13 protein-coding genes are annotated in these 14259 nt (G+C 72.6%); 2 read left to right on the forward strand and 11 right to left on the reverse strand.

Annotated features, from left to right (window positions below; translation table 11 throughout):
• Positions 1–11: 11 nt before the first annotated feature.
• The gene (locus LC193_RS02030; protein ID WP_226070794.1) at positions 12–725 is read right to left on the reverse strand and encodes an MBL fold metallo-hydrolase; all 714 of its coding nucleotides are present in this window, start codon (positions 723–725) and stop codon (positions 12–14) included.
• Between the two features lie 140 nt (positions 726–865).
• On the opposite strand from LC193_RS02030, the gene LC193_RS02035 reads away from it, so the two are divergent.
• Together LC193_RS02035 and LC193_RS02040 are read left to right on the forward strand one after the other, a co-directional pair.
• On the forward strand, positions 866–1726 hold the full coding sequence (locus tag LC193_RS02035; RefSeq protein WP_226070796.1) for a peptidylprolyl isomerase: 861 nt from the start codon (positions 866–868) through the stop codon (positions 1724–1726).
• Between the two features lie 185 nt (positions 1727–1911).
• Positions 1912–3141, forward strand: coding sequence for a DUF349 domain-containing protein (locus tag LC193_RS02040; RefSeq protein WP_226070798.1), 1230 nt, complete (start codon positions 1912–1914; stop codon positions 3139–3141).
• 103 nt (positions 3142–3244) lie between these two features.
• On the opposite strand, the gene LC193_RS02045 is transcribed toward LC193_RS02040, so the two are convergent.
• The 10 genes from LC193_RS02045 to pdxT form a co-directional block, all read right to left on the reverse strand.
• Entirely contained in the window at positions 3245–5692 is a 2448-nt protein-coding gene (locus LC193_RS02045; RefSeq protein ID WP_226070800.1) for a RelA/SpoT family protein, read from the reverse strand.
• A 215-nt stretch (positions 5693–5907) separates the two neighbouring features.
• A complete protein-coding gene (locus tag LC193_RS02050; RefSeq protein ID WP_404819509.1) occupies positions 5908–6459 on the reverse strand; it encodes an adenine phosphoribosyltransferase in 552 nt (183 codons plus the stop codon).
• A 5-nt stretch (positions 6460–6464) separates the two neighbouring features.
• Positions 6465–7655 carry a protein translocase subunit SecF gene (gene secF / locus LC193_RS02055; protein ID WP_226070803.1) on the reverse strand — a complete coding sequence of 397 codons (1191 nt, stop codon included), beginning with the start codon at positions 7653–7655 and terminating at the stop codon, positions 6465–6467.
• A 1-nt stretch (position 7656) separates the two neighbouring features.
• Complete coding sequence (gene secD, locus LC193_RS02060; RefSeq protein WP_404819332.1) at positions 7657–9561, reverse strand: protein translocase subunit SecD; 1905 nt, start codon at positions 9559–9561, stop codon at positions 7657–7659.
• 89 nt (positions 9562–9650) lie between these two features.
• Positions 9651–10103, reverse strand: coding sequence for a preprotein translocase subunit YajC (gene yajC, locus LC193_RS02065; RefSeq protein WP_226070805.1), 453 nt, complete (start codon positions 10101–10103; stop codon positions 9651–9653).
• 171 nt (positions 10104–10274) lie between these two features.
• Positions 10275–11342 (reverse strand): Holliday junction branch migration DNA helicase RuvB, encoded by a 1068-nt coding sequence (ruvB, locus tag LC193_RS02070; protein WP_226070807.1) that lies wholly within the window; start codon positions 11340–11342, stop codon positions 10275–10277.
• A 12-nt stretch (positions 11343–11354) separates the two neighbouring features.
• Positions 11355–11981, reverse strand: a complete 627-nt coding sequence (gene ruvA / locus LC193_RS02075; protein WP_226070809.1) for a Holliday junction branch migration protein RuvA — start codon at positions 11979–11981, stop codon at positions 11355–11357.
• Positions 11978–12532: a crossover junction endodeoxyribonuclease RuvC gene (gene ruvC / locus LC193_RS02080; RefSeq protein WP_226070811.1), complete on the reverse strand. Its 555-nt coding sequence runs from the start codon at positions 12530–12532 to the stop codon at positions 11978–11980. Before ruvC ends, ruvA begins: the two co-directional genes overlap by 4 nt.
• Positions 12533–12838: 306 nt before the next feature.
• Positions 12839–13591, reverse strand: coding sequence for a YebC/PmpR family DNA-binding transcriptional regulator (locus LC193_RS02085; protein ID WP_226070813.1), 753 nt, complete (start codon positions 13589–13591; stop codon positions 12839–12841).
• A 60-nt stretch (positions 13592–13651) separates the two neighbouring features.
• Positions 13652–14242, reverse strand: coding sequence for a pyridoxal 5'-phosphate synthase glutaminase subunit PdxT (gene pdxT, locus LC193_RS02090; protein WP_226070816.1), 591 nt, complete (start codon positions 14240–14242; stop codon positions 13652–13654).
• Positions 14243–14259 lie beyond the last annotated feature (17 nt).

The following is a 14259-nucleotide window of genomic DNA, read 5'->3' on the forward strand; positions in this document are numbered from 1 at the left end:
GGAAGGGGTCTTCACATTCCTGTTCGCGGGGCCGCGTCGGCCGCGGGTCCCCGGCCGGCGGCCAGGTCCCGGAGAAACGGGTTGCTGGCGCGCTCGCGTCCGATGGTGGTCTGGGGTCCATGCCCGGAGAGCACCACGGTCGAGTCGGCGAGCGGCAGGCAGACACGGGCCAGCGACCGCAGGATCTCGGCGTGGTCCCCGCCGGGCAGATCGGTGCGTCCGATGGAGCCGGCGAACAGCAGGTCGCCCGAGAACAGCACCGGCGGAACGTCCGCCTGCTCGGGCAGCTTGAAGGCCACCGACCCCTTGGTATGGCCCGGCGCGTGCGCGACGGTGAACTCAAGGCCCGCGAGCGACAGCTCCGCGCCGTCGCCCAGCTCGCGCAGGTCGTCCGGCTCCCCCACGGTCAGCTCGCCGAGCAGCGGGGCACCGAGCCGGACGCCGAGCGCCTTCTCCGGGTCGCTGAGCATGAAGCGGTCCGACGGGTGGATCCAGGCCGGCACGCCGTTGGCCCCGCAGACGGGGACGACCGAGGCGACGTGGTCGATGTGGCCGTGCGTGAGGATCACCGCCACCGGCTTGAGCCGGTGCTTCGCGATCGTCTCCTCCACACCGGGCGCGGCCCGGTGCCCGGGGTCGATGATGACGCATTCCTCACCCGCCGCGGGGGCGACCAGGTAGCAGTTGGTCCCCCAGGCCCCGGCGGGAAAGCCAGCGATGAGCACGGTCGTCCTTCGGTCGTCGTGGCGGTGCGGCTGTGAAGAGAGCCTACCGGCGGCGGTGCAGCCCGGGCGAACCCGTATACGGTGACGCCACGCGGCCGGTCGGCAGCAACGTCGGGACAGTCGAGACAAGGGAGTGCGCGGTGGTCAGCAAGGAGCAGCGCCGCAAGCAGCTCGCGCGGGCGAAGTTCGAACGGCAGCAGGAGCGCAGGGCCCGCAGGGCGCAGCGCGGCCGACGGCGCCGGATCGTGCTCGTCGCCCTGCTCGTGGTGCTCGTCGCGGGCGGCGGAACGGCGTGGGCGGTGCTGAGCAGGGACGACGACGGGCAGTCGGACCAGGCCGGTGACGGCGCGACGGCGGAGCCGACGGCCGAGCCGACCGAGCCGGCGCCCGACCCGTGCGACGAGCCGCAGCCGGGCGAGCCGTCCACGCAGACCTGGGAGGAGGAGCCGGAGTTGACGGTGGACACGGGCACCGACCACCTGATGCGGCTGCGCACCTCGTGCGGCGACATCGGGATCACCATGGACACCGAGGCGGCGCCGCGCACGGTGAACTCGTTCGCCTTCCTCGCCGGCGAGGGGTATTTCGACCACTCCCGCTGCCACCGCCTGGTCACGGAGGGCATCCACGTGCTCCAGTGCGGCGATCCCACGGGCACCGGGGCGGGCAGCCCGGGGTACACCATCCCGGACGAGAACCTGGACGACCCGGACGTGGCGGACGGCGTCTACCCGGCGGGCACCGTCGCGATGGCGAACCAGTACAACCCGCAGGACGACAGCGGGCGCGACAGCGGCAGCAGCCAGTTCTTCATCGTCTACGAGGACAGCCAACTGCCGCCGGACTACACCCCGTTCGGCACCGTGACCGAGGGCCTCGACGTGGTCGAGCTGATCGCCGAGGCCGGTGCGGCGCCGCCGGATCCGGCATCGGGGAACACAGCGCCGCACGCGACCGTCGTCATCAACGAGGCCACCGTGGAACCGGTGGGCTCCGAGTGAGCCCGGCTGAGCGGCAACTTCCGCCAGGGAAGGTGCGGACAGCCGGGCGGGCTGTCGCCTATGTTGGCGTTGTGTAGGGTGCCTGCGCCGGTCGGGCGGGAGAAGACAACGGTTGGACCGGCTGGGAATGTGGACGGTGCCGGGGGCGTGACCGCCCTGTCGCGCGCATCAAACGAGGAGGCGCTGTGAGCAGCGAGCCGTGGGGCCGCGTTGACGAGACGGGGACCGTGTACGTGCGGACGGCGGACGGCGAGAGGGCCGTCGGCTCCTGGCAGGCGGGCTCCCCGGAGGAGGCGCTCGCGTACTACGAGCGCAAATACGAGGGGCTCGCCGTCGAGGTCGACCTCCTGGAACGCCGGGTGCGGACGACCGACCTGTCGGCCAAGGACGCGATGACCGCCATCGGGCACCTGCGCGAGCAGGTGGACGACGCGCACGCGGTGGGCGACCTGGCGGCACTCGGCCGCCGACTCGACGACCTGGTGGCGACCGTGGACGCCCGCCGCGAGGAGCGGAAGGCGGCCAAGGCCAGGCAGACCGAGGAGGCGAAAGCGGCCAAGGAGGCCCTGGTCGCGGAGGCCGAGGAGCTGGCGGCGAGCGAGCAGTGGCGCTTCGCCGGGGAGCGGCTGCGGGGCCTGGTGGACACCTGGAAGGGCCTGCCGCGGCTGGACCGCAGGACCGACGACGAGCTGTGGCACCGGTTCTCGCAGGCGCGTTCCGCGTTCTCCAAGCGCCGCAAGTCGCACTTCGCGGCGCTCGACGCCCAGCGCGAGGAGACCAGGCGTCGCAAGGAGAAGCTGATCGCCGAGGCGGAGGCGCTCTCGGACTCCCAGGACTGGGTCGCGACCGCGGCCCGGTACCGGGACCTGATGCGCGACTGGAAGGCCGCGGGCCGGGCGCACCGGGACGCGGAGGAGGACCTGTGGGCGCGGTTCCGCGCCGCGCAGGACGTCTTCTTCCAGGCGCGGGGGTCCGCGTTCGCCGAACGGGACGCCGAGCAGCGGGACAACCTGGCCCGCAAGGAGCAGCTCGCGGCCGAGGCGGAGAAGCTGCTGCCCGTGACGGACCTGAGGACCGCCAGGAGCGCGCTGCGGTCCATCGGTGAGCGCTGGGAGGCGATCGGGCACGTCCCCCGGGACGCGCGGGCCGCCATCGAGGGCCGGATGCACGCGGTGGAACGCGCCGTCGCCGAGGCGGAAGAGGCCGAGTGGCGCCGCACCAACCCGGAGGCCAGGGCCCGTGCGGCCGGGCTGACCGGGCAGCTCCAGGACGCGGTCGACCGGCTCAGGGACCAGGCGGAGCGGGCCAGGGCCGCGGGCAACACCGCGAAGGCCGAGAAGCTGGAGCAGGAGCTGGCCGGCCGGCAGGCGCTGCTCGACCAGGCGCTCAAGGGCCTGGAGGAGTTCGGCGGCTGACCGCGGGGTCGCGGGACCGCCGCAGCGGGCCGCGCCGGGGAGTGCCCCGGCGCGGCCCGCTGCCGTGCGGGGCGCCGTGCCGCCGCCGGATCCCGGCAGCGGGTCAGGGGCGGCGCGGCGAGGTCACCCGGTACACGTCGTAGACGCCCTCGACGCCCCGTACGGCCTTCAGGACGTGCCCCAGGTGCTTGGGGTCGCCCATCTCGAAGGTGAAGCGCGAGGTCGCGACGCGGTCGCGCGAGGTCTGCACCGCGGCGGACAGGATGTTGACGTGCTGGTCGGACAGCACGCGCGTGACGTCCGACAGCAGGCGGGAGCGGTCGAGGGCCTCGACCTGGATGGCGACCAGGAAGACCGAGGACTGGGTGGGCGCCCACTCGACGTCCAGCATGCGCTCGGGTTCCCTGGCCAGCGAGTCGACGTTGACGCAGTCCGCGCGGTGCACGGACACCCCGTTGCCCCGGGTCACGAAGCCGATGATGGGATCGCCGGGCACCGGCGTGCAGCACCGGGCCAGCTTGACCCACACGTCGTCGACGCCCTTGACGACCACGCCGGGATCAGCCGTCGTGCGGCGCCTGCCCCGGGCCGGGACCGGCGGGGCGGCCTCCGCGATGTCCTCGTTGGCCGCCTCCTCGCCGCCCACCGCCTGCACCAGCTTCTGCACGACGGTCTGCGCCGAGACGTGCCCCTCCCCGATCGCCGCGTACAGCGAGGAGATGTCGGGGTAGCGCATCTCGTGCGCGAGGGTGACCAGCGCGTCGCCGCTGAGCACGTGCTGGATGGGGAGGTTCTGCTTGCGCACGGCCCGGGTGATGAAGTCCTTGCCCTGCTCGATCGCCTCGTCCCTGCGCTCCTTGGAGAACCAGCCGCGGATCTTGTTCCGCGCCCGGGGGGACTTCACGAAGCCGAGCCAGTCGCGGGACGGCCCGGCGCCCTCGGCCTTGGAGGTGAAGATCTCCACCGTGTCGCCGTTGTCGAGCGTCGACTCCAGCGGCACCAGGCGCCCGTTGACCTTGGCCCCTATGGTGCGGTGGCCGACCTCGGTGTGCACCGCGTAGGCGAAGTCGACGGGGGTGGCGCCGGCGGGCAGGGCGATCACGTCGCCCTTGGGCGTGAAGACGAACACCTCGTTGCGCGACAGGTCGAAGCGCAGCGATTCGAGGAACTCGCCCGGGTCCTCGGTCTCCTTCTGCCAGTCGAGCAGCTGCCGCAGCCACGCCATGTCGTCGACGGTGCTGTGGCCGTTCCTGCGCTCGCCCTTCCTGGGGGCGTCGGAACGGGTCCTGACCGATCCCGCCGCGGCCTGCTGCTTGTACTTCCAGTGCGCGGCGATGCCGAACTCGGCGCGCCTGTGCATGTCGAACGTGCGGATCTGGAGCTCCACCGGCTTGCCGCCCGGCCCTATCACCGTGGTGTGCAGCGACTGGTACATGTTGAACTTCGGCATCGCGATGTAGTCCTTGAACCGCCCGGGCACGGGGTTCCACCGGGCGTGCACGGTGCCGAGCGCCGCGTAGCAGTCGCGCACGGTGTCCACGAGGACGCGGATGCCCACCAGGTCGTAGATCTCGGCGAAGTCCCGGCCGCGCACGATCATCTTCTGGTAGACGCTGTAGTAGTGCTTGGGGCGGCCGGTGACGGTGGCCCTGATCCGGGCACCGCGCAGGTCGGCCTGCACCTCGTCGATGACGGTGGCCAGGTACTCGTCGCGCTTGGGGGCGCGCTCGGCGACGAGCCGCACGATCTCGTCGTACATCTTGGGGTAGAGGATGGCGAACGCCAGGTCCTCCAGCTCCCACTTGATCGTGTTCATCCCGAGCCGGTGGGCGAGCGGGGCGTAGATCTCCAGCGTCTCGCGCGCCTTCTGCTCCTGCTTGGCGCGCTTGAGGTACCGCATGGTCCGCATGTTGTGCAGGCGGTCGGCGAGCTTGATCACCAGGACCCTGGGGTCCTTGGCCATCGCGACGACCATCTTGCGCACCGTCTCGGCCTGGGCGGCCTCGCCGAACTTGACCTTGTCGAGCTTGGTGACCCCGTCGACGAGCTGTGCGACCTGGTCGCCGAAGTCCCGGCGCAGCGCGTCGAGGCCGTACTCGGTGTCCTCGACGGTGTCGTGCAGGAGCCCGGCCATCAGCGTGGCCGGGTCCATGCCCAGCTCCGCCAGGATGGTGGTCACGGCCAGCGGGTGCGTGATGTACGGGTCGCCGCTCTTGCGCTTCTGTCCCCGGTGCCAGCGCTCGGCGACCTGGTAGGCCCGCTCGATCTGCCGCAGCACCGTGGTGTCCGCCTTGGGGTCCGACGCGCGGACCACCCGGAGCAGCGGTTCGAGGACCGGGTTGTAGGGGTTGGACCGCTGGACGCCGAGCCTGGCGAGCCGGGCGCGCACCCGGTTGGACGAGCCGGAACGGCCCGAGACGCCGGACACGGCCGGCTGAGCCGGGGCGGGCGCCTGGGTACGGCCGTCCGCGCCGTCCCGCCAGCCGAGGGCGGTGGACGGCTTGGCACTCTTCCGCTGTGCCGAGGTGAGCGGCTGGGCGTCGTCTGGCAAGGGCACTCCTTCTCGGGCCTCTCCGGCCGCGGCGGCCGGGGAGGGAGCCGGGCGGTGCCGGTCCTCCGGGTCGCCGTCGGCCCCCGTGGAGGGTCCGGCCGGGATGCGATCGGACTGCCATGGTAACGAGCCCGGCGGGACCGCACGCGCCCAAGCCCGCGCAAGCGACGGGCGCCCGGCCGGTGGCCGGGCGCCCGTGGCGTGCGCGGTCCCTGTCACACGGTGACGAGTGCCTGGTAGGGGGCCCCGTCGAGCACGGGCAGGATGCGCTCGCGCCCGCCGAGGAAATTCAGCTCCATCAGCACGGCGAGTCCGGCCACCTGGGCCCCCGAGCGCCGGATCAGCCGCAGGGACGCCTCCGCCGTGCCGCCGGTCGCCAGCACGTCGTCGATCACCAGCACGCGGTCGGTCCCGGACAGGTCCTCGGCGTGGATCTCCATCTCCGCGCTGCCGTACTCCAGGTCGTAGCGCTGGGAGAGGGTGGCGCCCGGCAGCTTGCCCGCCTTGCGGACGGGCACGAAGCCGAGGCCGGCCCGGACGGCGACCGGGGCGGCGAGGATGAAGCCGCGCGCTTCGAGGCCCACCACCTTGGTCGCGCCCTGTTCGCGGCAGAACGCGGCCAGCGCGTCGGTGAGCGCGGAGAACGCCTCAGGGTCCGCGAGCAGCGGGGTGATGTCCTTGAAGACGATCCCGGGCTTCGGGTGGTCCTGCACGTCGCGGATGCGGCTCAGCAGCAGCCGGACGAGGTCGTCGCGCACCTGTGCCACGGCGCTCACCTCCGCTTCCCCGAGGGGCGGCCTTTGCCCCGCGTGCGCGAGACCGGCTGCCGCCGCGGCCCGGACGCACCGGCGGCGACGGGCGCGGGGCCGCTCCCGGCACCCTCCCTCGTGTCGTGCGGCCCGTCGTCGTCGCCGTCGTCGCCGTCGTCGGCGAACGCGGCACCGTCGCGGTCGCCGTGCTCGTCCTCCTCCTCGTCCTCGATCCCGTCCTCCGCGCGCTTGGCCCGCTTGGCCAGGACCTTGCGGTCCTGCGCGCGCACGGCGGGCTCACGCGACTTGAAGTCCGCGACCAGCGGGGTGGCGATCACGATGGACGAGTAGGCACCGGCGGTCAGGCCCACGAACAGCGACAGCGCGATGTCGTTCAGCATGCCGCCGCCGAGGACGCCGCCACCGATGAACAGCAGGCCGGCGACCGGGAGCAGGGCGACCACGGACGTGTTGATCGACCGCACCAGCGTGCCGTTGAGACTGCGGTTGGCCAGCTCGGCGTAGGTGAACCTGCTCTGCTTGGTGAAGTTCTTCGTACTCTCCTTGAGTCCGTCGAAGACCACGACGGTGTCGTACAAGGAGTAGCCGAGGATCGTCAGCAGGCCGATCACCGTGCCCGGCGTGACCTCGAAGCCGACGAGCGCGTACACGCCGACGGTGATCGTGAGGTCGTGGATGAGGGCGATCAGGGCCGCGAGCGCCATGCGCCACTCGAAGGCGATGGCCAGGTAGACGACCACGAGCACGAGGAAGATCACCAGGCCCTGCCAGGCGCGGTTGGCGATCTGGGAGCCCCAGCTCGGGCCGATCAGCTCGGCGTTCAGCTGCTCCGTGGGCACGCCGAGCTCCTCGGCGAGGGCCGCGCGCGTCACGTTGGACGCCTCGGTGTCGAGCCCGCTGACCTGGATGCGCATCGCCCCGTCGTCACCGAGCGTCTGCACCAGGGGCAGGCTGCCCGAGGCCTCCTCCGCCACGTCCCTCATCCGCTCCACCGAGACGTCGGTCGCCTCGGTGGTGAAGACCGCGCCGCCCTCGAACTCCACGCCCATGTGCAGACCGCGGACGCCGAGACCGGCGAAGGCGAGGATGGTGATCAGGATGGAGAAGGCATACCAGATCTTCCGCTTGCCCACGAAGTCGAAACCGACCTCGCCGCGGTACAGGCGGGCACCGAAATCGCCGAGCCGTGACATCTCACGCCTCCTTCGGGTCGCTGGGAACGGTGACGGGACGCCGGCCGCGGCGCAGCGGGGGCCGTGCTCCCAGGCGCCTCGGGTCCAGCCCTGACCACGGGTGGCCGCTCAGGAAGAACTTCCTGCGGGCCAGCAGCGTCATCAGCGGCTTGGTGAACAGGAAGACGACGACCACGTCGAGGGCCGTGGTGAGGCCGAGCGTGAACGCGAAGCCCTGCACCTTGCCGACGGTGACCACGAACAGCACCGCGGCGGCCAGGAAGGACACGAAGTCCGACACGAGGATGGTGCGCCGGGCCCGCGGCCAGGCGCGTTCCACCGCCGGGCGCAGACTCCTGCCCTCCCTCACCTCGTCCCTGATGCGTTCGAAGTAGACGATGAAGGAGTCGGCCGTGATGCCGATGGCGACGATGGCTCCGCAGACGGCCGGCAGGTTCAGCGCGAAGCCGATGGCCGGTCCGAGCAGCGCCATGATCGTGTAGGTCAGGATGCCGGAGACCACCAGGCTGGCGAGGGCGATCAGGGCCAGGCCGCGGTAGTACGTGATCATGTAGAGGACGACCAGGAGCAGGCCGATGGCGCCGGCGATGAGGCCGGCCTCCAACTGCTCGCCGCCCAGGGTCGGGGAGACCGTCGAGACGCTCGACTCCTCGAAGCTCAGCGGCAGGGCGCCGTAGCTGAGGATGTTGGCCAGGTCGTCCGCGGACTCCTGGGTGAAGCCGCCCGAGATCTCGGCACTGCCGCCGCCGAGCCGCTCGGACACCGAGGGGGCCGAGACGACGCCGCCGTCGAGGACGATGGCGAACTGGTTCTGCGGCTGGACCTGGGTGGCGAGCTCGGCGGTGATGTCGGCGAACTTGCCCGCGCCGGCGTCGTTGAACTCCATCTGGACGATCCAGCCCTGGCCGCGCTGGGTGTCGTAGACCGCGGCCGCGTCGCTGACGTCGGTGCCGGGGACCGCGACGGGACCGAGCGCGTACTTGTACAGGCCGTCCGCGTCGCACGCGACGACGACGTCCTCGTCCTGCGCCCGCGCCGCCTCGCGGCCCGCCGCGACGCGGGCCTCCTCGGTGGAGCAGTCGAGCTCGTCGAGCCGCGCCTGGAGGTCGGCGGCGTCCTGCGCGATCTGCTCCTGGTCCTGGGGCTCCTCGGCCGGTTCGCCCGACTCCTCCTCGGCCGGTTCGCCCGACTCCTCCTCGCCCGCGGGCGCCTCGGTCTCGTCGGTCCGGTAGGAGGCCTGGGTGAGGAAGCCGGTGCCGCCCGGGGCGGACAGGCTCTGGTTCTCCGTGCCCTCGCCCGTCCCCTCGGTGGGCTCGTCCGCGGGCTCCTCGGACGCGCCGTCCGCCGGTTCCTCGGACGCGCCGTCCGCCGGTTCCTCGGACGCGCCGTCCGCCGGCTCCTCGGACTCGCCCTCGGAGGGCTCCCCGGACTCCCCGTCCGCCGGCTCCTCGGCGGGCTGCTCGGCCGGCATGGCGGTGCCCATGGAGAGCACCGGCCTGAAACCGAGTTCCGCCGTGGTGCCGACCTGCTCGCGGGCCTGGTCCTCGTTGCTGCCCCGGGGGATGTTGACGATGATGTTCCGGTCGCCCTGGGTCTGGACCTCGGCCTCGGAGACGCCGAGGCCGTTCACGCGCCGCTCGATGATGCTGACGGCGGTGTTGAGGTTCGTCGAGTTGATCGCGTCCTCGGCGCCCTCCTCTGCCACGGCCGAGAGCGTGATGCTCGTACCACCGGCGAGGTCGATGCCCAGCCGCGGCGTGGTGTGGCCGGAGAGGAACATGCCCCCGGTCAGCGCCGCCATGATGAGCACGACCAGCAGCAGGGGACGCCCTGGTTTGCCCTGTGCTCCCCGGATCGGGGATTTCCCTTTCCGGGAGGACTTGAAGTCCCTCTTCGGTGTCGCCACCTTCTCGTCTCTCTCTGTCCAGCGACCCGCGGCCGGTGACCGCCGCGCGGCTCAGCGGAATGACTGACGGGCGGCCGGTGCCGCCGCGTTCAGGACTTGGCAGTTCCGTTCTCGCCGTCGTCGTCCCTGGCGTCCCGCGACTCGGTGCGATCGCGGTCCTCGGCGTCGTTCTTGTCGAGCCCGATCCGCTTTTCCCCGCCCTCGGTCAGCGAGGAGGCGTCGTCGGGGACGACCGGCTCCTCACCGTCGGCGTAGGCGTCCTCACCGCTGATGATCCTGGCGTACTCCTCGGCGTCCAGGACCGCGGCGATGGCGTTCTTCGTGAACACGGTGTGCACGCCCGGCGCGATCTCGACGAGAACGGTGTCCTCGCGGACCTCCTTCACCTCGGCGTACAGGCCCCCGATGGTCCGCACCCCGGAGCCCGGCTGCATCGAGTCCCTCATCGCCAGAGCCTCGCGCTGCCGGTTCTTGGCGGAGCGCGTCATGAGGAACATGACACCGATGAGCAGAATGAACGGGAAGAGAAACGCGATGTCCACGGTGGCGGGATTTCCTTTGTCCGGCAGCCGGAGCGGCCTGATGTGCGGGGGTGGGCACGCCGTCCTGAGTGGGACGACGTCGGCGGAGTCTAAGCGAGGCCGCGCCTGGGGAACAACGTGCAGGATGCTATCGGAGTTCCGTGGCGGGGTGATCCGCGCGGTGCCCGATCCTCAGCCGCCGAACAATCCGTCCTGCCCGCCGCCGGCCGGGGAACGGGGCGGCTGGAGCCCGAGGTGGTGCCACGCGGCCGGGGTCGCGACCCGTCCGCGCGGGGTGCGGGCCAGCAGGCCCTCCCGCACCAGGAACGGCTCGGCGACCTCCTCGACCGTCTCCCGCTCCTCCCCCACCGCGACGGACAGCGTCGAAAGGCCGACGGGTCCGCCGCCGAACAGCTTGAGCAGGGCGTTCAGCACCGCGCGGTCGAGCCGGTCGAGGCCCCGCTCGTCGACCTCGTACACGGCCAGCGCCCGCGTCGCCGTCTCACGCGTGACGATGCCGTCGGACCGCACCTGGGCGTAGTCGCGGACCCGGCGCAGCAGGCGGTTGGCGATGCGGGGGGTGCCGCGGGAACGGCCGGCGATCTCGGCCGCGCCCTCCGCCGTGACCTCGACGCCGAGCAGCCCCGCGGAACGGCGCACGACGCGCTCAAGCTCGGGCGGCTCGTAGAACTCCATGTGCCCGGTGAAGCCGAACCGGTCGCGCAGCGGCGGCGGCAGCAGCCCGGCCCGCGTGGTCGCGCCGACCAGGGTGAACGGCGGCAGCTCCAGGGGGATCGCGGTCGCGCCCGGGCCCTTGCCGACGACGACGTCGACCCGGAAGTCCTCCATCGCCATGTACAGCATCTCCTCGGCGGGCCTCGACATGCGGTGGATCTCGTCGAGGAACAGCACCTCGCCCTCGGTCAGCGAGGAGAGGATCGCCGCGAGGTCGCCCGCGTGCTGGATGGCCGGGCCCGAGGTGATGCGGATCGGGGCCCCCATCTCGGCGGCGATGATCATGGAGAGCGTGGTCTTGCCGAGGCCGGGCGAGCCCGAGAGCAGGACGTGGTCCGCGGTCCCCCCGCGGGCCCGCGCCGCGCGCAGCACGAGGTCGAGCTGCTCGCGGACCCGGGTCTGCCCGATGAACTCCTCCAGGTCCTTGGGCCGCAGAGCCGCCTCGACCGCCAGGTCCTCGCCGTCCGCCGCGGCCCCCACCAGGCGTTCCGCCGCCTCGCCGCCTGCCTGTTCGTTCGCGCTCATGCGGATCGCTTCCTACCGGGTGCGGTTGAGTGTCTGGAGGGCGGCACGCAGCAGCTGCGACACGGCCGGGGCGGCCCCCTCGGCCGCCGCGGCCTCGGCCTGCGGGGTGACGGCCGCGACCGCCTCGTCGGCCTCGCGCGGCACGTAGCCGAGACCGACGAGCGCGGCGTGCAGCTGGTCCCGCCAGCCCGCCGCGGCGGCCGTCGGGCGCGTGGTGGCCGCGGCGCCGGTGCCCCGGGGCTCGCCGAGCCTGTCCTTCAGCTCAAGGAGCAGCTTCTGGGCCCCCTTCTTGCCGATGCCGGGCACCGCCGTGAGCGCCTTCTCGTCGCCGGCGGCGACGGCCCGGCGCAGGGCCTCGGGCGTGTGCACGGCGAGCATCGCCTGGGCCAGTCGCGGCCCGACGCCGCTGGCGGACTGGAGCAGCTCGAACACCTGCCGTTCGTCCTCGTCGGCGAAGCCGTAGAGGGTGAGCGAGTCCTCGCGGACCACGAGCGAGGTGGCCAGCCTGGACGGCTCGCCCTGGCGCAGCCCGGCGAGCGTGCCCGGGGTGCACTGGACGACGATGCCGACGCCCCCGACCTCCACGACGGCGGAGCCGGGGGCCAGGGCCGCGACGGGCCCCTGGACGAACGCGATCATGACGGGGTGCTGCCCTTCGATCGGATGGTGCCGTGCTCCGGGTGGGCCACCGCGCGGGCCCGGCGCAGGCGGTCGTGGGCGGGTGCGCGCCAGATGTGGCAGATCGCCAGGGCCAGGGCATCGGCCGCGTCGGCCGGGCGCGGTGCCTCGCGGAGCCTGAGCAACCGGGTCACCATGGCGCCGACCTGGGCCTTGTCGGCCCGGCCGCTGCCGGTGACGGCGGCCTTCACCTCGCTGGGGGTGTGCAGGGCGAGCGGCAGTCCGCGGCGGGCCGCGCAGAGCATGGCCACGGCGCTGGCCTGGGCCGTGCCCATGACCGTCCTGATGTTGTGCTGGCTGAAGACCCGCTCGACGGCGACGACATCGGGGCTGTGCGCGTCGAGCCATTCCTCGATGCCCCGCTCGATCATGACCAGGCGCCGCGCGGTCTCCTCGTCCGCCGGGGTGCGCAGGACGCCGACGGCCGCCATGTGCAGCGGGCGCCCGGTGCTGCCGTCCACCACCCCCACCCCGCAGCGCGTCAGCCCCGGGTCCACGCCCATGACTCGCACCGGCCCTCCCTCGCTCGCCGTGATCAGCCTTCAGCCGTGCGGCAGGCTACCGGCCACCACCGACAACGGGGCGCGCGGCGAAGCCGGCCGCCCACCCGCGCGCCGGTGCCGCCCGGACGGAGGTTCCGCGCCCCCGGAGCGCACCGGAACGACGCGCGCCCCTCCCCCGGGCCGGGTGCCGTTCCGCCGCGGCCCGTCGGAACCGGTCCCCGCGCCGCGAGCAGGTATCGGAAGAGCGGCAGGGCAGGCCGGGACCAGGGAGCTGCCGGCCGCGCGCGGCGGGCGGGAGCGCCCGCGGGCCAGGGCCTAGGCGTCGACCTTGGCCATGACGTCGTCGGCGACATCGAAGTTGGCGAAGACGTTCTGCACGTCGTCGCTGTCCTCCAGCGCGTCGATCAGCCGGAAGATCTTGCGGGCACCGTCCTCGTCGAGCTCGACCTGCATGGTCGGCACGAACGCCGCCTCGGCCGAGTCGTAGTCGATCCCGGCGTCCTGGAGGGCCGTGCGGACCGCGACCAGGTCGCCCGCCTCGCTCAGCACCTCGAAGGACTCGCCCAGGTCGTTGACCTCCTCCGCGCCCGCGTCGAGAACGGCGCCGAGGACGTCGTCCTCCGTCAGCCCGCCCTTGGGGACCAGGACGACGCCCTTCCTGTTGAACAGGTAGGAGACCGAGCCGGGGTCGGCCATGGAGCCGCCGTTGCGGGTCATGGCGACGCGCACGTCGGAGGCCGCCCGGTTCCTGTTGTCGGTGAGGCACTCGATCAGCACGGCGACGCCGTTGGGGCCGTAGCCCTCGTACATGATCGTCTGGTAGTCCGCGCCGCCCGCTTCGAGTCCCGCGCCGCGCTTGACGGCACGCTCGATGTTGTTGTTCGGGACCGAGCTCTTCTTGGCCTTCTGGATGGCGTCGTAGAGCGTGGGGTTGCCGTCCGGGTCCCCGCCCCCCGTGCGCGCCGCGACCTCGATGTTCTTGATCAGCTTGGCGAACAGCTTGCCGCGCTTGGCATCGATCACGGCCTTCTTGTGCTTGGTGGTTGCCCACTTGGAGTGGCCGGACACAGCGCTGCTCCTTCGATGTCACCAGAATTCAACCGACGTGGTGATCCTACCGGGAGCGGCCTACCTGGCGGCGCGCACCATGTCGGCGAACAGGGCGTGCACCCGGTGGTCCCCCGTCAGCTCGGGGTGGAACGCGGTCGCGAGCAGGGCTCCCTGCCGCACCGCGACGGTGTGGCCGCCGTACTCGGCGACCGGCTCGGCGGCGGCCCCGATCGACTCCACCCAGGGGGCGCGGATGAACACGCCGTGAACGGGCCCACCCGGCACCCCGGCCACCTCGACGGCGGCCTCGAACGACTCGTTCTGGCGGCCGAAGGCGTTGCGCCGCACGATCATGTCGATGCCCCCGACGGTCTCCTGGCCCGAGCGCGGATCGAGGATCTTGTCCGCGAGCATGATCATGCCGGCGCACGAGCCGTACACCGGCAGCCCGTCGCGCACCCGCTCCCGCAGCGGCCCGAGCAGGCCGAACGCGACCGCGAGCTTGGAGATGGCGGTGGACTCCCCGCCGGGGATGACCAGGCCGTCCACCGAGGCCAGCTCCTCGGGGCGGCGCACGGAAACAGCCCGTACGCCGGCCCCGGTGAGCGCGGCGAGATGTTCGCGCACGTCGCCCTGGAGGGCGAGCACGCCGACGACGGGGGTCGTCACGGTGCGGTGCCTCGCTT

It is taken from the genome of Streptomyces marincola (assembly GCF_020410765.1).
Classification (GTDB): domain Bacteria; phylum Actinomycetota; class Actinomycetes; order Streptomycetales; family Streptomycetaceae; genus Streptomyces; species Streptomyces marincola.